The organism is Sphingomonas citricola (genome assembly GCF_019429535.1).
In the GTDB taxonomy this organism is placed as follows: domain Bacteria; phylum Pseudomonadota; class Alphaproteobacteria; order Sphingomonadales; family Sphingomonadaceae; genus Sphingomonas; species Sphingomonas citricola.
This window is the reverse complement of record NZ_JAHXZM010000003.1, coordinates 1-21,249: the sequence shown is the minus strand read 5'-3', so window position 1 is coordinate 21,249 and position 21,249 is coordinate 1. Positions and strand designations below refer to the sequence as shown.

The 21,249-nt window shown below is 67.0% G+C and carries 20 protein-coding genes; 9 read left to right on the top strand and 11 right to left on the bottom strand.

The window, feature by feature from the left end; all coding sequences use genetic code 11:
* Positions 1 to 26 precede the first annotated feature (26 nt).
* Positions 27 to 1,229, bottom strand: coding sequence for a glutamine-hydrolyzing carbamoyl-phosphate synthase small subunit (gene carA, locus KZ810_RS07620; RefSeq protein ID WP_219768432.1), 1,203 nt, complete (start codon positions 1,227 to 1,229; stop codon positions 27 to 29).
* 132 nt (positions 1,230 to 1,361) lie between these two features.
* Between carA and KZ810_RS07615 the strand changes: the two genes are divergently transcribed.
* On the top strand, positions 1,362 to 1,829 hold the full coding sequence (locus tag KZ810_RS07615; protein ID WP_219768431.1) for a GatB/YqeY domain-containing protein: 468 nt from the start codon (positions 1,362 to 1,364) through the stop codon (positions 1,827 to 1,829).
* A gap of 30 nt (positions 1,830 to 1,859) precedes the next feature.
* Here the strand turns inward: KZ810_RS07615 and serB are convergent, their stop codons facing one another.
* Complete coding sequence (gene serB, locus KZ810_RS07610) at positions 1,860 to 2,738, bottom strand: phosphoserine phosphatase SerB (protein WP_219768430.1); 879 nt, start codon at positions 2,736 to 2,738, stop codon at positions 1,860 to 1,862.
* Between serB and miaA the strand changes: the two genes are divergently transcribed.
* From miaA to KZ810_RS07580, 6 genes are all read left to right on the top strand, one after another.
* Positions 2,737 to 3,669, top strand: coding sequence for a tRNA (adenosine(37)-N6)-dimethylallyltransferase MiaA (gene miaA / locus KZ810_RS07605; RefSeq protein WP_373369151.1), 933 nt, complete (start codon positions 2,737 to 2,739; stop codon positions 3,667 to 3,669). The two genes, serB and miaA, sit on opposite strands and share 2 nt — an antisense overlap.
* A 73-nt stretch (positions 3,670 to 3,742) precedes the next feature.
* Positions 3,743 to 5,503 (top strand): biosynthetic-type acetolactate synthase large subunit, encoded by a 1,761-nt coding sequence (ilvB, locus tag KZ810_RS07600; protein WP_219769033.1) that lies wholly within the window; start codon positions 3,743 to 3,745, stop codon positions 5,501 to 5,503.
* Positions 5,504 to 5,554: 51 nt separating this feature from the next.
* Positions 5,555 to 6,070, top strand: coding sequence for an acetolactate synthase small subunit (ilvN, locus tag KZ810_RS07595; RefSeq protein WP_219768429.1), 516 nt, complete (start codon positions 5,555 to 5,557; stop codon positions 6,068 to 6,070).
* 58 nt (positions 6,071 to 6,128) lie between these two features.
* Positions 6,129 to 7,148 (top strand): ketol-acid reductoisomerase, encoded by a 1,020-nt coding sequence (ilvC, locus tag KZ810_RS07590; RefSeq protein WP_219768428.1) that lies wholly within the window; start codon positions 6,129 to 6,131, stop codon positions 7,146 to 7,148.
* A 65-nt stretch (positions 7,149 to 7,213) separates the two neighbouring features.
* Positions 7,214 to 7,990, top strand: coding sequence for a hypothetical protein (locus KZ810_RS07585; RefSeq protein ID WP_258044637.1), 777 nt, complete (start codon positions 7,214 to 7,216; stop codon positions 7,988 to 7,990).
* Positions 7,991 to 8,081: 91 nt separating this feature from the next.
* Positions 8,082 to 8,702, top strand: coding sequence for a YceI family protein (locus KZ810_RS07580; protein ID WP_219768427.1), 621 nt, complete (start codon positions 8,082 to 8,084; stop codon positions 8,700 to 8,702).
* A gap of 36 nt (positions 8,703 to 8,738) precedes the next feature.
* On the opposite strand, the gene KZ810_RS07575 is transcribed toward KZ810_RS07580, so the two are convergent.
* Entirely contained in the window at positions 8,739 to 9,128 is a 390-nt protein-coding gene (locus KZ810_RS07575) for a BLUF domain-containing protein (protein WP_219768426.1), read from the bottom strand.
* A 287-nt stretch (positions 9,129 to 9,415) separates the two neighbouring features.
* Between KZ810_RS07575 and leuA the strand changes: the two genes are divergently transcribed.
* Positions 9,416 to 11,074, top strand: a complete 1,659-nt coding sequence (gene leuA / locus KZ810_RS07570; protein ID WP_219768425.1) for a 2-isopropylmalate synthase — start codon at positions 9,416 to 9,418, stop codon at positions 11,072 to 11,074.
* A 32-nt stretch (positions 11,075 to 11,106) separates the two neighbouring features.
* On the opposite strand, the gene KZ810_RS07565 is transcribed toward leuA, so the two are convergent.
* The 6 genes from KZ810_RS07565 to KZ810_RS07540 all read right to left on the bottom strand — a co-directional run bounded on the left by KZ810_RS07565 (position 11,107) and on the right by KZ810_RS07540 (position 17,413).
* The gene (locus KZ810_RS07565; RefSeq protein WP_219768424.1) at positions 11,107 to 12,174 is read right to left on the bottom strand and encodes a catalase family protein; all 1,068 of its coding nucleotides are present in this window, start codon (positions 12,172 to 12,174) and stop codon (positions 11,107 to 11,109) included.
* 60 nt (positions 12,175 to 12,234) lie between these two features.
* A complete protein-coding gene (locus KZ810_RS07560; protein WP_219768423.1) occupies positions 12,235 to 13,050 on the bottom strand; it encodes an SDR family NAD(P)-dependent oxidoreductase in 816 nt (271 codons plus the stop codon).
* 23 nt (positions 13,051 to 13,073) lie between these two features.
* Positions 13,074 to 13,838, bottom strand: coding sequence for an SDR family NAD(P)-dependent oxidoreductase (locus KZ810_RS07555; protein ID WP_219768422.1), 765 nt, complete (start codon positions 13,836 to 13,838; stop codon positions 13,074 to 13,076).
* A 45-nt stretch (positions 13,839 to 13,883) separates the two neighbouring features.
* The gene (locus KZ810_RS07550) at positions 13,884 to 14,867 is read right to left on the bottom strand and encodes a phosphotransferase family protein (protein ID WP_258044711.1); all 984 of its coding nucleotides are present in this window, start codon (positions 14,865 to 14,867) and stop codon (positions 13,884 to 13,886) included.
* 62 nt (positions 14,868 to 14,929) lie between these two features.
* Positions 14,930 to 16,018, bottom strand: a complete 1,089-nt coding sequence (locus KZ810_RS07545; RefSeq protein WP_219768420.1) for a Zn-dependent alcohol dehydrogenase — start codon at positions 16,016 to 16,018, stop codon at positions 14,930 to 14,932.
* 87 nt (positions 16,019 to 16,105) lie between these two features.
* Positions 16,106 to 17,413 carry an acyl-CoA dehydrogenase family protein gene (locus tag KZ810_RS07540; RefSeq protein ID WP_219768419.1) on the bottom strand — a complete coding sequence of 436 codons (1,308 nt, stop codon included), beginning with the start codon at positions 17,411 to 17,413 and terminating at the stop codon, positions 16,106 to 16,108.
* 155 nt (positions 17,414 to 17,568) lie between these two features.
* On the opposite strand from KZ810_RS07540, the gene KZ810_RS07535 reads away from it, so the two are divergent.
* Positions 17,569 to 18,798 carry a TetR/AcrR family transcriptional regulator gene (locus tag KZ810_RS07535; protein ID WP_219768418.1) on the top strand — a complete coding sequence of 410 codons (1,230 nt, stop codon included), beginning with the start codon at positions 17,569 to 17,571 and terminating at the stop codon, positions 18,796 to 18,798.
* 55 nt (positions 18,799 to 18,853) lie between these two features.
* Here KZ810_RS07535 and KZ810_RS07530 read toward each other — a convergent pair whose 3' ends face one another.
* Positions 18,854 to 19,693, bottom strand: coding sequence for an AraC family transcriptional regulator (locus KZ810_RS07530; RefSeq protein WP_219768417.1), 840 nt, complete (start codon positions 19,691 to 19,693; stop codon positions 18,854 to 18,856).
* An 83-nt stretch (positions 19,694 to 19,776) separates the two neighbouring features.
* Positions 19,777 to 21,075 carry a spinster family MFS transporter gene (locus tag KZ810_RS07525; RefSeq protein ID WP_219768416.1) on the bottom strand — a complete coding sequence of 433 codons (1,299 nt, stop codon included), beginning with the start codon at positions 21,073 to 21,075 and terminating at the stop codon, positions 19,777 to 19,779.
* Positions 21,076 to 21,249 lie beyond the last annotated feature (174 nt).

Genomic DNA, 21,249 nt, shown 5'->3' with positions numbered 1-21,249 from the left:
GGGTCGCCAAGGCTTCCGATTTGCGGTCAACGCAAAGAACCTACGAACCGCTCAAAAAGATAAAAGCTATCCTGCGGCCCCGGACTTGCCTCGGGGTGATACTGCACCGAGAACGCCGGGCGATCGGTCAGCTCCAGCCCCGCGTTGCTGCCGTCGAACAGCGAGACGTGCGTCTCGCGTGCGTTCGCGGGGAGGCTGTCGCGCTCGACCGCGAAGCCGTGGTTCATGCTGGTGATCTCGACCTGCTCGGTCGCACCGTCCGCGTCGACGCGCTTGACCGGGTGATTGGCGCCGCGATGGCCCTGGAACATCTTGGTCGTGCGCGCGCCGACCGCGAGGGCGAGCAACTGGTGACCGAGGCAGATGCCGAACAGCGGCTTGCCGGTGTCGAGCAACTGGCGGATCACCGGCACGGCGTATTCACCGGTCGCGGCGGGGTCGCCCGGGCCGTTCGACAGGAAGATGCCGTCGGGCGCGAGCGCCATCACCTGCTCGAACGTCGCGGTGGCGGGCAGGACGCTGACCTTTGCGCCGGCGTGAACGAGGTTGCGAAAGATGTTGTGCTTGCTGCCGTAATCGATCGCGACGACGTGCGGGCGGGCGTCGTCACCCTGCGTGCCGTAGCCGAAGCCGAGCCGCCAGGGTCCGCCCTCGCGCGTCTGGCCCCAGGCGTAATGCGTCTCGGTCGACACCGTCTTGGCGAGGTCCATTCCCTCCAGCCCCGGCCACGCGCGCGCCATTTCGAGCAGCGCATCGAGGTCGAATTCGCGCGCGGCCGAATGCGCGACGACGCCGTTGGGCGCGCCGCCCGCGCGGATGCGCTTCGTCAGCGCGCGCGTGTCGATGCCCGACAGGCCAATGCGCGCGTGGCGGCGCATCCAGCCGTCGAGATTCTCGACCGCGCGGAAGTTCGACGGCGCGGTCACGTCCTCGCGCACGATCATGCCGAGCGCGTGCGGGGCGTCGGCCTCGATATCGTCGGGGTTCGCCCCGACGTTGCCGATGTGGGGGAAAGTGAAGGTGATGATCTGCCCGGCGAACGACGGGTCGGTCATGATCTCCTGATAACCCGTCATCGCGGTGTGGAAGCACACCTCGCCGACCGCCTGCCCTTCCGCGCCGAAGCCGCGACCCCAGACGACCTCACCCGAGGCGAGCACGAGGACGCCGGTGGCGCCGTCGGGCTGGGGAGCGATAACGGGCGCGTGCAAAGGCTTGGCGTCGGCCATGATCGGCGGGCACTCCTGGGTCAAAATCTGCGATGTCGCTAAGCCCCGCCCGCTAGTGCCACCGCCCCCGTTCGTCAACCGATCGCGCGGCCCCTCTCGCGTCGCGCGCGCCGCCGCGCTATCGCGGGCGGCATGATCAGAGACGACATCAAGCAAGCCCAGATCGCCGCCATGAAGTCGGGCGACAAGGAAGCCCGCGCCGCGATCGGCCTCATCCAGGCGGCGGTGAAGAACCGCGACATCGAGGCGCGCACCGGCAATGCGCCCGAACCCGGGACCCCCGGCGACGACGCGCTGGTGGTCGAAGTGCTGCAGAAGATGGTCAAGCAGCGCCGCGAGTCGATCGACATGTACCGCAAGGGCGGGCGCGAAGAACTCGCCGCCGCCGAGGAGGCCGAGGTGGCGGTGATCGAACGCTTCCTGCCGCAGCAGATGAGCGAAGACGAGACGCGCGCGGCGATCAAGGCGATCAAGGAAGAACTGGGCGCGGGCGGCATGAAGGACATGGGCCGCGTGATGGCCGAGCTGAAGGCACGCCACGCCGCCAACCTCGACATGAGCAAGGCGAGCGGGCTGGTGAAGGAAGCGCTGGCGGGGTGACGCGGGCCGGGCAGGCGCGAAATCGCCCGCTCAGTCGACCCATTGGGCGCGGGGGATGCCCTGCGCCCACAACAAGGCGGTCAGGTCATTGTGATCGATCCGCGCAGCCGCGGCCGCCGCGACGATCGGTTTGGCGAGATAGGCGACGCCCAGACCCGCGACCTCGATCATCGACAGGTCGTTCGCGCCGTCACCGACCGCGAGCGTCGCGCCGTCGGCGAGGCCGAGCGCGGCGCGATGCTCGAGCAGCGTCGCCTTCTTGGTCGCCGCACCGACGATCGGGCGCGCGACGGTGCCGGTCAAATGGCCGTCCGCGATCTCGAGCACGTTGGCGATCGCTTGGTTGAAGCCGATTTCGGCCGCGACCGGCTCGGCGAAGCGGGTGAAGCCGCCCGATACGAGGATCGCGGTGGCGCCCCGCGCGCGCATCGTCCGCACAAGCGTGCGCGCGCCCGGCATCAGCGTGACACGCTCGGCCCGGCAGCGATCGATCGCCGCCTCGTCGAGCCCGCGCAGCAAAGCGACACGCGCGTCGAGCGCCGCCTCGAAATCGAGTTCGCCGCGCATCGCGCGCTCGGTGATCTCCGCGATCTGCGGCTTGATCCCGGCGTAGTCGGCGAGCTCGTCGATACATTCGACGGTAATCATGGTCGAATCCATGTCGGCGACGAGCAATTGCTTGGCGCGGCCCTCCAGTGGCTGGACAACCACGTCGACGCGGTCGAACGCGCCCTCCAGCGTCGCGCGGGCGGCGTCGGGCGCGTGGGCGAAGGTCAGGTCGGCGGCATCGCCCTCGTCGATCCACGCGCACGTCGTCGGCGCGCAGCCCGCCGCTGCGAGGCATTCGCGCGTGTCCGCCAGCGTGTTGGGGGTCAGCCGCCCCGCTGCTATCAGCGTTGCCGTGAACATCGTCTCGCCCACTATTCAATCCCCAAGTCCGCACCCGAGGGTCGCGCTCATCGCAGGGCCGACCGCGAGCGGCAAGAGCGCGATGGCGATCGAGCTGGCCGAGCGGATCGGCGGCACGGTGATCAACGCCGACGCGAGCCAGGTGTACCGCGACCTGCGCGTGCTGAGCGCGCGACCATCGACCGCGGACGAGGCGCGCGTGCCGCATCGGCTGTTCGGTTACGTCGACGGGGCGGAGGCGTGTTCGGCTGCGCGCTGGGCGAGAGACGCTACGGCGGCGATCGACGCGGTGCACGCGCGCGGCGGCGTGCCGGTGCTGGTCGGGGGAACCGGGCTGTACCTGCGCACCCTGCTCGACGGGATCGCGCCGGTACCCGAGATCGACGTGGACATCCGCGCCGCGGTGCGTGCGCTACCAGTGGCCGACGCGTATGCGGCACTCGCGCGCGAGGACCCGTCCGCCGCCGCCCGGCTGGCGCCCGCGGATACGACGCGGGTGGCGCGCGCGCTGGAGGTGGTGCGATCGACCGGACACCCGCTGTCGCACTGGCAGCGCCAGCACGCGGGCGGGATCGGGGCACGCATCACGCTGTCGGCCGCCGTGCTGGTGCCCGATCGCGAGGAATTGCTCGCGCGCTGCGACCGGAGGCTCGAGGCGATGTTCGACGAGGGTGCCGTGCAGGAAGTCGCAGCCCTGACGCGACGCGACGACGTGCCCGCAGACGCGCCGGTGCTGCGCGCGATCGGGGTGCCCGAGATCGCCGCGATGCTCGCCGGATCGCTCGATCGCGATGAGGCAATCTCGCGCGCGCAACTGTCCACTCGCCAATATGCCAAGCGGCAATTCACGTGGTTCCGCAACCAGCCGCCGCCGACCTGGCAGCGAATGGAAAGGCTCGATCCGCAATTTTATTTCCTGCAAGACGGTTGACGCGCAATTTTCGGCGCACTAGCGCACCGGCATCCGGCGGGCATGAGGCCTGCCGCGTGACGGGAGCAGCATGGTGGTTGAGCGAAGCGGAGCGGACATCCTGGTCGAGGCGCTGGTCGATCTCGGCGTGGAGGTCGTGTTCGGCTATCCCGGCGGCGCGGTGCTGCCGATCTACGACGCCTTGTTCCGTGCTCGGAAGATCAAGCACATCCTCGTCCGCCACGAACAGGCGGCGACGCACGCGGCGGAGGGCTATGCCCGCTCGACCGGCAAGCCCGGCGTCGTGCTCGTCACCTCGGGGCCGGGGGCGACCAATGCGATCACGGGCATCACCGACGCGATGCTCGATTCGATCCCGATGGTCGTCATCACGGGTCAGGTTCCCACCCACCTGATCGGATCGGACGCGTTCCAGGAGGCCGACACCGTTGGCATCACGCGCCACTGCACCAAGCACAATTATCTGGTGAAAAATCCTGCGCTGCTGGGCGCGACGATCCACGAGGCGTTCCACATCGCCACCTCGGGTCGTCCGGGTCCGGTCGTGATCGACATCCCCAAGGACGTGCAGGTCGCGACCGCCGCGTACAGCAAGCCCGGCCCGATCCAGCACAAGACCTATCGCCCTGCGCTCAAGGCTGACCGGTCCGCGATCGAGCAGGCGGTCGACATGATTGCCGCGGCCGAACGCCCGGTGCTCTACACCGGCGGCGGGGTGATCAACTCGGGTCCGGCGGCGGCGCAATTGCTGATCGAGCTGGCGCGGATCACGGGCGCACCGGTCACCTCGACGCTGATGGGTCTGGGTGCCTACCCCGCGTCGTCGCCGCAGTTCCTGGGGATGCTCGGGATGCACGGCACGTACGAGGCGAACTGGGCGATGAACCAGGCCGATCTGATCGTGAACATCGGCGCGCGCTTCGACGACCGTGTCACCGGGCGGCTCGACGCGTTCGCACCCAACAGCCGCAAGATCCACGTCGATATCGACCGGTCGAGCATCAACAAGACGGTGCGGATCGATCTGCCGATCGTCGCCGACGCGGGTCGCGCGATGGAGGACATGATCCGCGTGTGGAAGTCGCGGCAATATGCCAAGCCCGACCTGTCGGCATGGTGGGCGCGGATCGCCGAATGGCGCGCCAAGGACAGCCTCGCCTTCCCCGAGGACGAGCCGAACGGTTTTCGCGGCGAGATCATGCCGCAGCGCGCGGTGCGCGCGCTGTGGGAGGCGACGCACGCGCGCCAGCCGATCATCACGACCGAGGTCGGCCAGCATCAGATGTGGGCGGCGCAATATTTCGGCTTCGAATTGCCCAACAAGTGGCTGACCAGCGGCGGGCTCGGTACGATGGGCTACGGCCTGCCCGCGGCGATCGGCGCGCAGCTCGGCAACCCGAACGCGCTCGTCATCGATATCGCGGGCGAGGCGTCGATCCAGATGAATATCCAGGAGCTCGCCACCGCGACGCAGTACCGCCTGCCGGTCAAGGTCTTCATCCTCAACAACGAATATATGGGGATGGTGCGTCAGTGGCAGGAGCTGACGTACGAGAGCCGCTACGCGGAGAGTTATTCCGATTCGCTCCCCGATTTCGTGCGGCTGGCGGAGGCCTATGGCTGGAGAGGCATCCGGATCGAGCGACCCGACCAGCTCGACGGCGGGATCGCCGATATGCTCGCCTATGACGGCCCGGTGATGGTCGACTGCCGCGTGGCGAAACTCGCCAACTGCTTCCCGATGATCCCGTCGGGGGCGGCACACACCGACATGATCCTGCAGGCGAACGAGGTATCGGGCACGATGGACGACGAGGCTCGCGCGCTCGTCTGATTTACCCGCCGCCCAACAACCTCCGCTCCGTCAGGACGCAGAAGGACGACTATGCATATCCGAGAAGAAAAGGCCGAGCGGCACACGCTCGCGGTCATCGTCGACAACGAACCCGGCATTCTGGCGCGGATCGCCGGGCTGTTTACCGCGCGCGGCTACAATATCGAGAGCCTGACCGTGAGCGAGGTGACCGCGGACAAGTCGGTCAGCCGCATCACGATCGTCACCAGCGCGAGCCCGGCGACGCTGGAACAGATCGTCGCGCAGCTCGACCGACTGGTGCCCGTCCACCGCGTCCACGACCTGACCGCCGAGGGCCCGCACGTCGAGCGCGAGCTGGCGCTGGTCAAGGTACGCGGTACTGGCGACCACCGGATCGAGGCGTTGCGCCTCGCCGACGTCTACCGCGCACGCGTGGTCGACGCGACGACCTCGTCGTTCGTGTTCGAGGTGACCGGGGGCATCGAGAAGATCGACAAGTTCGTCGAACTGATGGCCGAAGTCGGCCTGATCGAGGTCGCGCGCACGGGCGTGGTCGCGATCTCACGCGGCAAGGACGCCGCCTGAACAAACCTCACGCGGCGCGCGGAATGCAGCCGCTTTTCACGATCAAAGGGAGCACATCATGCGTGTCTATTACGATCAGGACGCCGACCTGAACCTTGTCACGGGGAAGAGGATCGCGATCGTCGGCTACGGCAGCCAGGGCCACGCGCACGCGCAGAACCTGCGCGATTCGGGCGTCAGGGACATCTCGATCGCGCTGCGTGAGGGCTCCGCGACCGCAAAGAAAGCGGAGGATGCCGGCTTCGCGGTCAAGAGCAACAAGGACGCCGCGGCCTGGGCCGACCTCGTCATGATCCTCGCCCCCGACGAGCATCAGGCGGCGATCTGGGAGCAGGACCTGAAGGGCAACATGCGCGCGGGCTCGGCGATTGCATTCGCGCACGGGCTGAACGTTCACTTCGGGCTGATCGAGGCGCCCGCCGACATCGACGTCATCATGATCGCGCCCAAGGGGCCGGGCCACACCGTGCGATCCGAATACGTCCGCGGTGGCGGCGTGCCGTGTCTGATCGCGGTCGAGCAGGACGCGAGCGGCAACGCGCACGATCTGGCACTCGCTTATGCCAGTGCGGTCGGCGGCGGTCGTTCGGGGATCATCGAGACGAACTTCAAGGAGGAATGCGAGACTGATTTGTTCGGCGAGCAGGCGGTGCTGTGCGGCGGCATCACCCATCTGATCCAGGCGGGGTTCGAGACGCTGGTCGAGGCGGGCTACGCGCCCGAAATGGCGTATTTCGAATGCCTGCACGAGACCAAGCTGATCGTCGATCTGCTCTACGAGGGCGGGATCGCGAACATGCGCTACTCGATCTCGAACACCGCGGAATATGGCGACATCACGACGGGCCCGCGGATCATCACCGACGAGACCAAGGCGGAGATGAAGCGCGTGCTCGCCGACATTCAGTCGGGGCGGTTCGTCAAGAACTTCGTGCTCGACAATCGCGCGGGGCAGCCTGAACTCAAGGCATCGCGCAAGGCGGCCGCCGCGCACCCGATCGAGAAGGTGGGCGCGGAGCTGCGCGCGATGATGCCGTGGATCGGCGCCAACAAGCTGGTCGACAAGGCGAAGAACTGAGGTCCGATAAATTGCGTCGCGGCCCCGTTGCCGCGACGCGCGCGCGCGCGTAGGGCCGACCCGTCATGAGTGCGGCGTCGTACCGGTCATTGTCGTACGACACCCGCGCCTCACGCGGTGGACGCGCGGCGTCCTGGGCGCTCGCGCTCGGCATCGCCGCGGCGATCATCCTCGCACTGCTCGACATGGGCGGATACCAGCGTTCGGAGCCGGGCGACGGGCGGCGGCTGTCGACTTTCGACGTGACCCCGCTTGGATCGTCGGAGACGAGCAAGCGATCGGTCCAGCGCACCCGCGCGGCGGCACCGACCGCTGCCACGCCTGAGCCGCGGCCGGTGACCGAACCGCGCGAGGCGCCGATCGTGCCGCCGCCGCCGGTCACGCTCCACCTGCCGGGCGTCATCATGCTGAGCCAGGCGGACTATGCCGCCTCCAACATCGGCAAGATCAAGGGCAGCGCGGGTACGGGTGACGGCACGCAGACCGCCTCGGCCGGCGACGCGGGTGGCGATCCGAGCATCGGAACCGGCCCGGGCGGCGAGCCGATGTATGCTGCCGAATGGTATCGCAAGCCGACCCGTGCGGAGATGGCGACCTACCTGCCCGCCGGTAAGATTGGCTGGGGCGTGATCGCGTGCCGCACGATCGCGCGCTATCACGTCGAGGATTGCCGCGAGTTGGGCGAGACGCCGGGATCACGCATCGCCGGCGCGGTCCGACAGGCGGCGTGGCAGTTCCTGATCCGTCCGCCGCGGAAAGGTGGTCAGCCGCTGCTTGGTGCCTGGGTGCGGATCAGATACGACATCCTGCCGCAAGGTTCGAAAGAACTAGACGACGAGTGAAGGCCTGCGAAACCGACCGTTTCGGGCGCGACATATTCCCATGCGTGCGCGGCTGTGGTTGGATTGAGCGATCAACAGGGAGCCTTCGACCATGCGCATCCGTCACCTCGCCGCCGCCACGCTGGCGCTCGTCTCCGTCTCCGCGCTCGCGCAGATCGCGACCACGCCACAGCAGCCCGGACAGCCGATCGCCTCGCGCGTCCCCGCCGGCACCTATCAGGTCGACCCCGCGCACACGCAGGTGAGCTGGCAGGTCAATCACATGGGCTTCTCGATGCTCGAAGGGCAGTTCGGCGCGAGCGGCGGGTCGATCACGCTCGATCCCAAGAAGCCCGCCGCGACCAAGGTCGACATCACGTTCAACGTCGACGATCTGTCGGTCACCGCGGCGCCGTTCGCCAAGCATCTGAAGTCGACGGACTTCTTCAACGCCGCGCAATATCCGACCGCGCGGTTCGTCTCGACCCGCATCACGCCGAAGGGCGCGAACAGCGCGACGATGGCGGGCAATCTGACGATCAAGGATCAGACCAAGCCGGTGACGCTCGAGGTCACTTTCGTCGGCGCGGGCGACAATCCGATGAGCAAGAAACTGAACGTCGGCTTCACGGCGAAAGGGCAGATCAAGCGGAGCGATTTCGGGGTCGGCGCCTACGCCCCGGTCGTGTCGGATACGGTCAACCTGACGATCCACGCGGCCTTCACCGCCTAATCCCCAACGCGGACGGCCCGGTGCCGTCCGCGTCGATCACGCCGCGCGACGCAGCTTGATGAAGCTGTCGAACGTCGCGCGGACGTTGGGGGCAGTATTCGCCAGCAGTCGGTCGACGCGCGCGCAGAACTGATCGCCTTCCTCGCCGACGCGTCGTTCGGCCATCGCCCAGTCGCCGAACTCGCGCGACTCGACCTCACGACGCGACAGGATAACCAGTCCGTGGTGGCGCGGGTCCTGCTTGATCCGCTGATAGGCGGTTTCAACCGCGAGCGGTGGTCCCTCGAGCGCCTGAAGAAATCGCACGCTGTCGCTGTAGAGCAGCCCGCTGATGCCATCCCGCCGATTGTTGACGCGCGACACCGCGAGGATGCTGCCGAGGTCGGCGGTCGCGGCCACCGAGGAAATATAGACGAGTTGCAGCATGGAATGGCTCCTTGGCCGCCCGGCCTAGGCGTGAGAGGTTAGGCAAGCGTGAATGCTTGCACCCAGGTTAAGCACTTTCCCCGCTTCGACCGCGATTTACGCTAATGAGGCGATCACGCGACGTGGGGGTGGACAGCCCGGCGCATGGTCGGCAAAACGGTCCGCGATGACGCCGGCCGCCCGCCTTCGACTTACGCGCCCTTAGGCGCGACATCGACGCGTGCGCGCTTCCCGCGCACCCCGCGCCTAAGGGCCAGCCGAGACTCCCTAAGCCAGAGAGCCGAGCCATGCTGCGCGATCCATCGACCAAATACCGCCCCTTCCCGACGATAAACCTGCCCGATCGGCAATGGCCATCAAGGACGATCACGCGCGCGCCGCGATGGTTGTCGACCGATCTACGCGACGGCAATCAGGCGCTGATCGATCCGATGAACGCGGAAAAGAAGACGCGTTTCTTCGACCTGCTCGTGAAGGTCGGGTTGAAGGAGATCGAGGTCGGCTTCCCGAGCGCGGGCGCGACCGAGTTCGACTTCATCTCCGGACTGGTCCGGTCGGGTCGCGTGCCCGACGACGTGACGTTGCAGGTGCTGACGCAGTCGCGTCGCGACCTGATCGAGACGAGCTTCCAGAGCCTGGAAGGCGCGAAGACCGCGATCATTCACCTCTACAACGCGGTCAGCCCGGCATGGCGGCGGATCGTGTTCGGCATGTCGCGCGACGAGGTGCGGGGGATCGCGGTCGAGGGCGCGAAGATCCTGCGCGACGAAGCCGGAAAACGGCCCGGCACCGATTGGCAGTTCGAGTACAGCCCCGAGACCTTCTCAACCGCCGAACTCGATTTTTCGGTCGAGGTTTGTGCAGCGGTAATGGAGGTGCTGCGCCCGACGCCCGAGCGCCCGATCATCTTCAACCTGCCCGCGACGGTCGAGTGCGCGACCCCGAACGTCTACGCCGACCAGATCGAGTGGTTCGCGCGAAACATCCCGAACCGCGACGCGGTGGTGATCTCGCTCCACACGCACAACGACCGCGGCACCGGCGTCGCGGCCGCCGAGCTGGGGATGATGGCGGGGGCCGACCGCGTCGAGGGATGCCTGCTCGGCAACGGCGAGCGGACAGGGAATTGCGACCTCGTGACCGTCGCGCTCAACATGTACACGCAAGGCGTCGATCCCGGGCTCGACCTGTCCGACATCGACGCTGTGGTGAAGACGGTCGATTATTGCACCAACCTGCCCGTCCATCCGCGCACGCCCTATGCCGGCGATCTGGTGTTCACCGCTTTCTCGGGCTCGCACCAGGACGCGATCAAGAAGGGGTTCGCGGCGCAGGCGGCGCGGAACGACGACGTCTGGGAAGTACCGTATCTGCCGATCGATCCCGCCGACCTCGGGCGCAGTTACGAGGCGGTGATCCGCGTCAACTCGCAATCGGGCAAGGGCGGCGTCGCCTGGGTGATCGAGCAGGACAAGGGACTTCGGCTGCCCAAGCGACTGCAGGCGGATTTCAGCCGCCACGTTCAGGCGCTCGCCGACGAAACCAGCCGCGAACTGAACGCCGCCGATATCTGGGGACGGTTCGAGGCGACCTATCTGCCGGGCACCAACGACCGTTTCGTGCTGCGCGATTACGAGGAAACGGGCGCGTCGGGCGACCGGTTGTTCGTCGGACGCGTGGCGGTGGACGGCGAGGAGCGGTCGATCTCGGGCCGCGGAAACGGGCTGATATCGGGTGTCATCGCTGCGCTCGCGGAAACGACGGCGCCGAACCTGGACGTGGTGGATTACGCCGAGCACGCGATCGGGCATGGCGCGGGTGCGCAGGCGGCGGCATATCTCGAATGCCGGACGGCGGACGGTCGCGTCGTGTGGGGCGTCGGCATCGATACCGACATCGCAACGGCCAGTGTTCGCGCAGTGCTATCGGCGGCCAACCGCGCCTGAGGGCGGGCGGGGTCGCCCCCCGCCCTGCCCGGTCACGCCGGCTCGTGGATCGGGCAACCGTTGGCGCGCGCGCGGAAATCGGCGCTGTGCTTGTACACGTCCTTGCGCGAGCGGTTGATATTACCGAGAGGCTGATGAGCGGCGAGCCCGGTCCACACGCTGAACCGCAATTCCTCGTTGACGTGATCGACGCGCGCGTCGTCCCAACTGTCCTGCGCCTTGGTGCGGATCGTCGCGACGGTGACGAAGGGAGCGTCTTCCTCCTTCCACTCGACCGTCGGATCCTCGATCGGCTGCTTCTCGCGGTCGCGCTGTAGCTGGACACGAAATTCCCATTCGCCAGCGATGTCGCGCAGTTCCTGCTGAAGCGTCTCGCGGATCGCGTTCGGGCGACCCGAAGCGTCGATGATCGCGCCGGTCCGCTCCTTCAGCGCCGCAGCGGTCGGCACGAGCGAGAATTTGGCGACGTAATCGCCGTAGCGGAACGGCGTCGCGCTGAAATAGGTCTCGCCGATGGGATCGACGTTGGGGGCACCACCCAGCGAACGGATCGCAGCGCTTTCCACGCCGACCGCGGTCAGCGCGGTGTTGACCCCGCGCAGCACCGCCGACAGCGCGATCTTCGCACCCTCCGCCTTGTCGGTGGTGCGGGCGAGCAGTTTGAGGTTGCCGAGGAATTTCTCCGCGGTCTTCGCCTGAAAGACCGGGCCGTTGACCATCACGAAATCCTGCGTCCGCCCCTCGGCGTCGGGTAGCCGTTCGCCGTCGACGTCGAGCACCTTGATCGCGAGCCCGCGCGGCAGCGAGATGGCGTCGCTCAGGATATCGCCGGGGTTGGTCGAGAAGCGCATGAACACCGGATGCTCGCCGGGCGTCGCGAACAGTCCCTGCGCGAGTTCGGGCGGCAGGTTCGGGTGGATCGTCAACCTGCCCTCGACGATCGCGTGCGCCTTGGCATGGACCGAGCGGACGGCGTGGCCGTAATCTTCGTGCGTCGTCTTCAGGATGATGTCGAACTGCTCATTGAGCTGCGCGACCGTCTCGCCCTCGTCGGGCTTTACGTCTTCGAGGTCGGGTGAATAACGGATCGGATCGGTCATGGGTGAAGCCCCTTTGTTCTTCACCCAGATTAACCCGCCGTCGGCGCGGCCGTTCCGATATCACACCGCGGTGCGGCCATATTCCTGCTTCGTGACCGGGTGGCTCGACGACAGGCCGCCATCGACCGCGATCGCCTGCCCGTTGACGTAGCTGGCATCGTCGCTGGCAAGGAACAGCGCGACCTTGGCGAGTTCCTCGGGCTGCGCGCCGCGGCGCAGCGGGTTGAGGCGACCTAGCCGATCGGTCTTGCCGGCGTCGCGCGCGTAATCGAACGTCGGCTTGGTCATGCCCGTCTCGGTCAGCCCGGGGCAGATCGCGTTGACGCGGACGTTCGCGCCCGACAGTTGCTGCGCCGACACCATCGCGAGGTTGATGACGCCCGCCTTCGAGGCGGAATAAGCCGGGGAGCCGGCGCCCGATCGGATGCCGGCGACGCTGGCGGTCAGGATGATCGCACCGCTCCTGCCCGATTGCGCCGCGCGCTCCGCGATCCTGGGGGCGGCGTGCTTCACCGCGAGATACGGGCCGATCAGATTGACGCGCAGCACCTCGGTGATGAGCGACACGTCGGTGTCGAAGATGTTGGCCATCCCGCCCGAGATGCCCGCATTGGCGAACATGACGTCGAGCCCGCCATGCTTGTCACACGCGAGCGCAACGGTACGGATCACGTCCTCCTCGTTGCCCGCGTCCATGCGGATCGCCTCGGCGGTGCCACCGGCGTCGCGGATCAGCCGCGCGGTTTCCTCGGCGCCCTCGCTTACGTCGGCAACAACGACGCGCGCGCCTTCGGCGGCGAAGAGTGTGGCGGCCGCGCGGCCGATGCCCGAGCCTGCGCCCGTGACGATGATCGACCTGTCGGTGAAGCGTGCCATGTCTTTCCTCTCCCGTTCCGCGGTCAGATCGTGACGCCGCCGTCGATCACCATCGTCTGCCCGGTCATGAACGCGCTCGCCTTGCTGGCGAGATAGACGACCGCGCCCGCGATCTCCTCGGGCTTGCCGATCCGGCGCAGCGGTGTGGTCGCGTTGCGCTCCGCAACCGCGGCTTCGTCCTCCCACAATGCCTTGGCGAAGTCGGTCTTGATCAGGCCGGGCGCGATGCAGTTCACGCGGATGTTGTCGCGGCCGTATTCGTGCGCGAGGTTGCGCGCGAGCTGCATGTCGGCGGCCTTGCTGATGCAATAGGCGCCGATGACGGTCGAGCCGCGCAGGCCCCCGATCGAAGATACGATGACGATCGAGCCGTCGCGGCGCTCCTTCATCTCGGGTGCGACCATGCCGATGAGCCAGTGGTTGGAAATGATGTTGTTGTCGAGGATCTTGCGGAACTGATCGTCGGCGATGCCGGCTTGCGGACCGTAATACGGGTTGGACGCGGCGTTGCAGACGAGCACGTCGATGCGCCCGAACGCGCGACGCGTTTCATCGACCAGATGCTGCAAGCCCTGCTTGTCAGAAATGTTGGCGGCGACCGCGATCGCGGTGCCCTCGCCGAAGCGCGCGTTGATCTCGGCCGCGGCGGCGTCGCACGCGTCCTGCTTGCGGCTGGAGATGACGACCTTCGCACCCTGCTCGGCGCAGGCGATCGCGGAGGCCTTGCCGATCCCGCGCGAGGAACCGGTGATGAGCACGACCTTGTCGGTCAGATCGAATAGCGACATGGGATGGTCCTTCGGGTCAGGCGCGGGCGCGGGTAGCGACGGTGGTCAGGCTCCCGCGCGACGGGCGAACATCAGCGCGGCGTCGGCGAGCATCGGCACGCGCGCACTCGTCTCTTCGGCGCGCGCATTCGAGGCCGTGCCGATCAGGAAGCGTTTCTTGATCCCCTGCACGATGCTGGCGAGGCGGAAGAGATTGAAGGCGAAATACCAGTCGAGCTCGGGCAAACCGTCGCGCCCCGTCCGCGCGCAGTAACGCGCGACCATGTCCTCCAGCGTCGGAATCCCCGTTTCGGGGCCGGTCAGCCCCTGCACGCCCGAGCGCCCCTCGGGCTCGGTCACCCAGCTCATCAGATAATAGGTCAGGTCGGCGGTCGGGTCGCCGAGCGTGCACAATTCCCAGTCGAGCACCGCGACGACGCGGGGGTCGGTGCCGGGTGCGAACTTCATGTTGTCGACGCGGTAGTCGCCGTGGACGATCGAAGTGCGCGTCTGCTCGGGCACGGTGCGCGGCAGGAACTCGATCAGCGTCTCCATCGCGGGCATGTGCTCGGTTTCGGCCCCGCGATACTGCTTGGTCCAGCGGCTGACCTGACGCTCGAAATAATTGCCGGGGCGGCCGAAATCGCCGAGCCCGATGGCCTCGTAATCGGTGTTGTGGAGATCGGCGAGCGTGTCGATCATCGCGTGATAATGGTCCCGCCGCTGATCGGGGGTGAGGCCGGGCATGCCGCCGTCCCAGATCGTGCGCCCCTCGACCATCTCCATCACGTAGAAGGCCGATCCGATCACGGCCGGGTCTTCGCACAACCCGTATTGGCGCGGCACCGGAAAGCCGGTCGGGTGGAGCGCGGCCATGACGCGGTGCTCGCGGTCGACCTGATGCGCGCTCGGCAACAGGTCGCCCATCGGCTTGCGGCGCAGCACGTAACTCGCGTTCGGTGTCGTCAGTTTGTAGGTCGGGTTCGATTGGCCGCCGGCGAACTTGGCATAGTCGAGCGGCCCGTCGAAGCCCGGCACATGCGCGCGCATCCATTCGGACAGGCGATCGACGTCGAGCCGGTCGCGCTCGGCAATCTCGGTCTGCAGCTCGCTCACTGATCGAACACGATCACGCTGCGGGTGGTGTCGCCCTTGCGAAGCTCGTCGAACGCGCGGTTGATCTCTGCGAGCGGCAGCCGGTCGGCGATGATCGTGTCGAGGTCTAGCTGCCCGCGCATGTAGAAGTCGACCAGTCGCGGGATGTCGACCGGGAAGCGGTTGTAGCCCATGATCCCGCCCTGAAGCCGCTTGCCCGAGAGAAGGTCCATCGCCGACAGACCGACCTTCTCGCTGAGCGGCATCATGCCGAGGATCGTCGCGGTACCGCCGCGGCGCAGCACGCCGACGGTCGTCGCGGCGGATTGCGGACGCCCGACCGCCTCGATCGCGTGGTGGACGCCGCCGTTCGTGATCTCGACAACCTCGGCGACCGCGGTGTCGCTCATCGGATCGAGCGTGTGCGTCGCGCCGAGCTTTTCCGCGACCGCGCGCTTCTCGGGCACCGGATCGAGCGCGATGATCTTTCCCGCGCCCGCGATCTTCGCGGCGTTCACTGCGGCGAGGCCGATCCCGCCGCACCCGACGACGCAGACCGTCTCGCCCGGCGATACGTCGGTCGTGTTGAATACCGCACCGGCGCCCGTCGTCACCGCGCAACCGATCAAGGCGGCACGGTCGAGCGGCATGTCGCGGTCGATCGACACGCAAGCGTGTTCGTGGACCAGCATCATCTCGGCATAGGCCGACAGGTTGAGCATCTGCTGGACCTGGCCGCCGTTCGCGAGGCGGAGCCGCGGCTCGTCCTTTGCCGAACGTCGCGTCTCACCCGAGACGCACAGATACATGCGCCCGGTGATGCAGAACTCGCAGTGACCGCAGAAGGCCGACAAACAGGTGACGACATGGTCACCCGGCTTGACGGTGCGGACCTCCTCGCCGACCGCCTCGACGATCCCCGCGGCCTCGTGCCCCGGAATGGCGGGGAGCGGGTGCGGATAGGCACCGTCGACGAAGTGGAGATCGGAGCGGCACACCCCGCAGGCGAGCGTGCGGATCAGCACCTCGTGCGCGCGCGGCTTGGCGACGTCGACGTCCTCGATCTGGAGCGGCGACTTGGTTTCGAACAGAACGGCGGCTTTCATGACCCCACCCTCTCCTGATGACATGCCCCGGCGTCTGGCCGGTGGCGAATAGCGGCCCCGCGCCGGTCGCGGCGCGGGGCGTGACGGTCAGCGGCTGACGCCGATGTCGCCACTGGAAAAGGCCGGCGCCTGATCGTTCGACGGGCGATCGATCTTCCAGTCGGCATATTTGCCGAACTCGTTGCGCGCGATCGAGCGGGCGTGGACCTCGTCCGGCCCGTCTGCGAGCCGCAGCGTCCGCTGGCTCGCCCAGGCATGCGCGAGCCCGAAGTCGTCGGACACGCCCGCGCCGCCGTGCGCCTGCACCGCGTCGTCGAGGATCTTGAGTGCCATGCTGGGCGCCTGCACCTTGATCATCGCGATATCGAGCTGCGCCGCCTTGTTGCCGGCCTTGTCCATCGTATCCGCGGCCTTGAGGCACAGCAGCCGCGTCATCTCGATGTCGATCCGCGCGCGCGCGATCCGCTCCTCCCATACGCTATGGTCAGCGATCCGCTTGCCGAAGGCGACGCGGCTGACGAGCCGCTTGGCCATCGCCTCGATTCCCGTCTCGGCGACACCGATCGTGCGCATGCAATGGTGGATGCGGCCCGGCCCTAGGCGCCCCTGCGCGATCTCGAACCCGCGCCCCTCGCCGAGGATCACATTCTCGACCGGCACGCGGACATTGGTGAAGACGACCTCGCCGTGGCCGTGCGGCGCGTGATCGTAGCCGTAGACCGAGAGCATGCGCTTGATCTCGACGCCCGGCGTGTCCATCGGCACGAGCACCTGGCTCTGTTGCTGGTGGCGCGAGCCCTCGAAGCTCGTCTTGCCCATCAGGATGCCGATCTTGCAGCGCGGATCACCGACGCCGGACGACCACCATTTGCGGCCGTTGATGACGTAGTGATCGCCGTCACGCTCGATCCGCGTCTCGATGTTCGTCGCGTCGGACGAGGCGACCTGCGGCTCGGTCATCAGGAAGACCGAGCGGATCTCGCCGTTCATCAGCGGGCGCAGCCAGCGCTCCTTCTGCTCGAGCGTGCCGTAGCGGTGGAGAACTTCCATGTTGCCGGTATCGGGCGCGGAGCAGTTGAAGCACTCGCTCGCCCAGCCGATCTTGCCCATCTCCTCGGCGCACAGCGCGTACTCGAGATTGGTGAGCTGCGTTCCCTCGAACTCGAAGGTTTCGTCGACGTGCTGCTGCCCCGAATGCGGCGGCATAAAGAAATTCCACAGGCCCGCGGCTTTCGCGTTCTGCTTCACTTCCTCAATGACGGGGATGACCTTCCAGCGATCGCCGGTGTGTGACTGCTCATGGTATTCGTGGTTGCGCGGCGCGATCTCGGCGTCGATGAACGCCTTCACGCGATCGCGAAAATAGGTCTCGCGCTCGCTCAGGGTGAAATCCATCTCGTCCCTCCGCCTTGATCCGTTTGCCCACGGCTTAGGCCATACCGATTATTCGGTAAAGCGTCTGATTGCGCCGCTTGCCGCTGCGACGGGTTGACCGGGCGCACGCGCACAAAGGGACTGTTTCTTCGAAAAGCTTTTGCTACAGTCCAGCAATGGGGGACACCCGAGTAGACGAAACCACCAGCACGCGGCGTTTTCGCGAGAAGCGCGACGCGATCCTGGCCGCCGCTGCCGAGGCAATCAACGAGCAGAGCGCGAAGGGCATGACCTTCGCCGACGTCGCGCGGCGCGTCGGGCTCAACACCACCAGCGTGACCTATTATTTCAAGCGCAAGGAGGATCTCGCCGCCGCCGCGTTCGAATACACGCTCGATTACCTCCTGCGGATGATCGACGAGGCGATGGAGGCGGACACGCCGGCCGAGCGGGTCGAGGCGTACCTGCGGCTCAACATGGCTCGGCTCGCGCGGATCGAGCGCGACGAGGAGAAGCAGTTCGCGGTCCTCTCCGACCTGCGCGCGACCGAGGATCCGGTGCGCACCAAATTGATGGCGGGATGGCGCGAGGTGTTTCGCCGTACGCGCTTGCTGTGGGGCCACCCGACCAGCCGCGCGCAGACCGACCTTGCGGGTGCGCGCGCGCACGTGTTGCTCGAGAACACGTTCTGGATGCCGGTGTGGCTGCCGCGCTACGACGTCGATCAGTGGCCGCGCGCGTGCGAGCGGTTGATCGACATCTTCCGCCACGGCGTCGCTGGCCCCAGCGCGGGCTGGTCGCCCGAGCCGATCGCGCTCGGCCACGACGACCCGGTACCGGGGCGCGAGGCGTTCCTGCTCGCTGCGACGCGCCTGATCAATGAACTCGGCTATCGCGGCGCGAGCGTGCAGCGGATCGCGTCCGAGCTGAACGTGACGAAGGGCAGCTTCTATCATCACCTCGACGCGAAGGATGATCTGGTCGCCGCCTGCTATCGCCGTAGCTTCGACACGATCGCGGCGGCGCAGCGTCAGGCGGACGAACGCGGCGGAACGCAGTGGCAGCGTTTGTGCGACACCGTCGCGGCGCTGCTCGACGTGCAATTTTCCGAACATGGCCCGCTGCTGCGCACCACCGCGCTCAGCGGCCTGCCGACCGACACGCGCGCCGCGATGGTGGAGCGGTCGAACCGCATCGCGCGGCGGTTCGCGGGCACGATCTCCGACGGGATCACCGAAGGCACGATCCGCCCGGTCGACAGCCTGATCGCGGCGCAGGCGATGATGGCGTTCCTCAATGCTGCATTCGACATGCGCAAATGGGCGTGGTCGATGCCGCGCGGCCGCGCGACCGCGCTCTACGCCTCGACGTTGATGTTCGGGATGTTCGACGACCGCGCACTGTAGGCGCGAAAGGCCGAGACGTCAGGTTGGGCGAGGCGCGCGCCCCCGCCCGACGCCGTCATACCGGGCGGCCGAGGACTTTCTCGCGGACGCGCAGCGCAATCTGGTTGAGCGGGCCACGGCGACGATTGAAGTCGCGTACCGAGCAGCCGAGAAACAGATGGCTGTCGCGCAGGAAATGCGAGCGATCGTAGTAACCCGCTTCCTCGAGCACCACCGCGCCCTGCTCGGGTTCGGCAAGCAGCGCGCTCAACGCCCGGACGAAGCGGGTGCGTCGCAGCAACAGCTTGGGCGTGAAACCGAAATTGTAGCGCGTCATGGTCGCGAGCGAGCGCGGGCTGGTGCCGAGCATGTCGGCGATGACGTCGATGCGGGTTTCCTGCCCCTGTTCAAGGATGGCGAAGAGTTGCGCGATCCGCGGGTCGGCGGCCGGGCGTCGATACAGCCGTGCCTCGAGCCAGCGGCCGAACGCCTGATCGGACGCATCATCGGCCTCCAGCGCCTCACGCAATTGCTCGGCACCCGAATCGAGCTGCGCCAGCGGGACGACGCGATTGGCATGACGCGACACGTCGCCACCGAACAATCGTGCCCAGCCGAGCGGCTTCAATCCGACGCCGACCAACGTGCCGCCCTGCGTCGACAAATATCCGGCGCAATTGGTCGGGCCGATGAACGCGATCTGCGGCATCGGATCGAAGGTTCGCGGCCCCATACGAAGCGACCACGTCGAATTTTCATGCAGCACGACACGGATCGAGGCCCAGCTCGGCAGGAACACATCCTGCAACGTCAGCCCCGGCGGCAGTGCCGCATGATAGGAATGAAATCCCGTAACGTAAGGCGCCAACGTGGCGCTCGGCTCCCAATATTGCACCGGCGAAATTGCTTCGCTCATCTCTCCCGCCCCCCAGCAGTGATGAACAGGTCTGCTATCATGACCTTTATCGAAAGGAAATAATCAATATCGGACCCATTTGGTCACTTCGTGTCGACGGCACTGCGCTTCATCAACACGCCGGCGCGCCAGTAGGCGAAGATCGCGAGCGGCGTCAGCATCGCGACGCACAACATCGACCAGCGCAGCGAATCCGCGCCATAAGTGGGACGAAGTTGATCGCTCAACTGGCCGACCAGAAACGGCCCGAGCCCGAGCCCGACCAGATTGATCACGAGCAGCGTCAACGCCGCCCAGACACTGCGCAGTTTCAGCGGGGCCAGATGCTGGATGAGCGCGAACGACGGGCCGAGATAGGCCCCGGCAAACAGTGCAGCGATGAAGTAGCTGGCAAGGGCGAGTTGCGGATCGTCGACGAAGTAGAAGCCGACCGCGAAGGGGAAGGCAACGACCTTGAACACCGCGACGACCCAGCTCTGCGCATGGAGGCCGTGTCGCTTCGCAGCCCGGTCTGCGGCGGCGCCGCCCAGCAACGCCGACGTCGACCCGATGATGGCGGCGGGCAGCGCGACATATTTGGACACGTCGAGCATCGACATGCCGAGCGAGCGCTGCATGTAGCTGGGCCCCCATCCCGTCAGCGCGTAGCCGACAAGCGAGGTGATCGTGACCGCGACGACGAGGTACAGCGCGGCGGGATCGCGCCACATCGCGGCAATCCCCTCGCCCAGCGACGGCATCGCGTCGGGCGCGTCCATCGCGCGCTGCGCATCCGACAAGCCGCGGCCCGGTTCGGCAACGAACAGCCAGACGATAACCGCGAGGACGACACCGGGCAGCCCGACGACCATCATCGCCACCCGCCAGTTATAGGCGTGCGCGACGAACCCGCCGATCATCATCCCCAGGCCGCCACCGAGAAGGACACCGAGCGAGTAGATCGCCATCGCCGAGGCGCGTTTCTCGGGCGGGTAGAGGTCGGCGATGATCGAGTGGCTGGGCGGCCCCGCCCCCGCCTCACCGATACCAACGCCGATACGCGCGAGCATCAATTGGGTGAAGTTCTGCGCGACGCCCGACAGTGCGGTCATCGCGCTCCAGATCGCAAGACTGATCGCGATGATCCGCTTGCGGCTGGTGCGATCGGCGAGCCGCGCGATCGGAATACCGAGCGTCGCATAGAAGATCGCGAAGACGAGCCCGGAAAGCAGCCCGAGTTGAGTATCCGACAGTTTCAGATCGGCCTTGATCGCCTCGAGCAGGATCGCGAGGATCTGCCGGTCCATGAAGCTGAAGAAATAGGTCAGCGTCAGCAGCGCCAGCGTCCACCCGCGCCGCTTGAGCGCCAGCGTGTCGTCGATCTCGGGGCGATCCAATCTCACCGCGCTGCTCTCCTGATCTTTTTCCGGCAGGCTAGCGGGTGAACGGGGACTAAGCCAGTCGCTTCAATCGCCGGAAATACTCCGACACGATGATGCAGGTTAGCGTATTGACGACTGTGCGATCTGCGTCGCGAAAACGGAAGCGGGGGCCCCCCCGGCAGGCGGGGCGCCCCC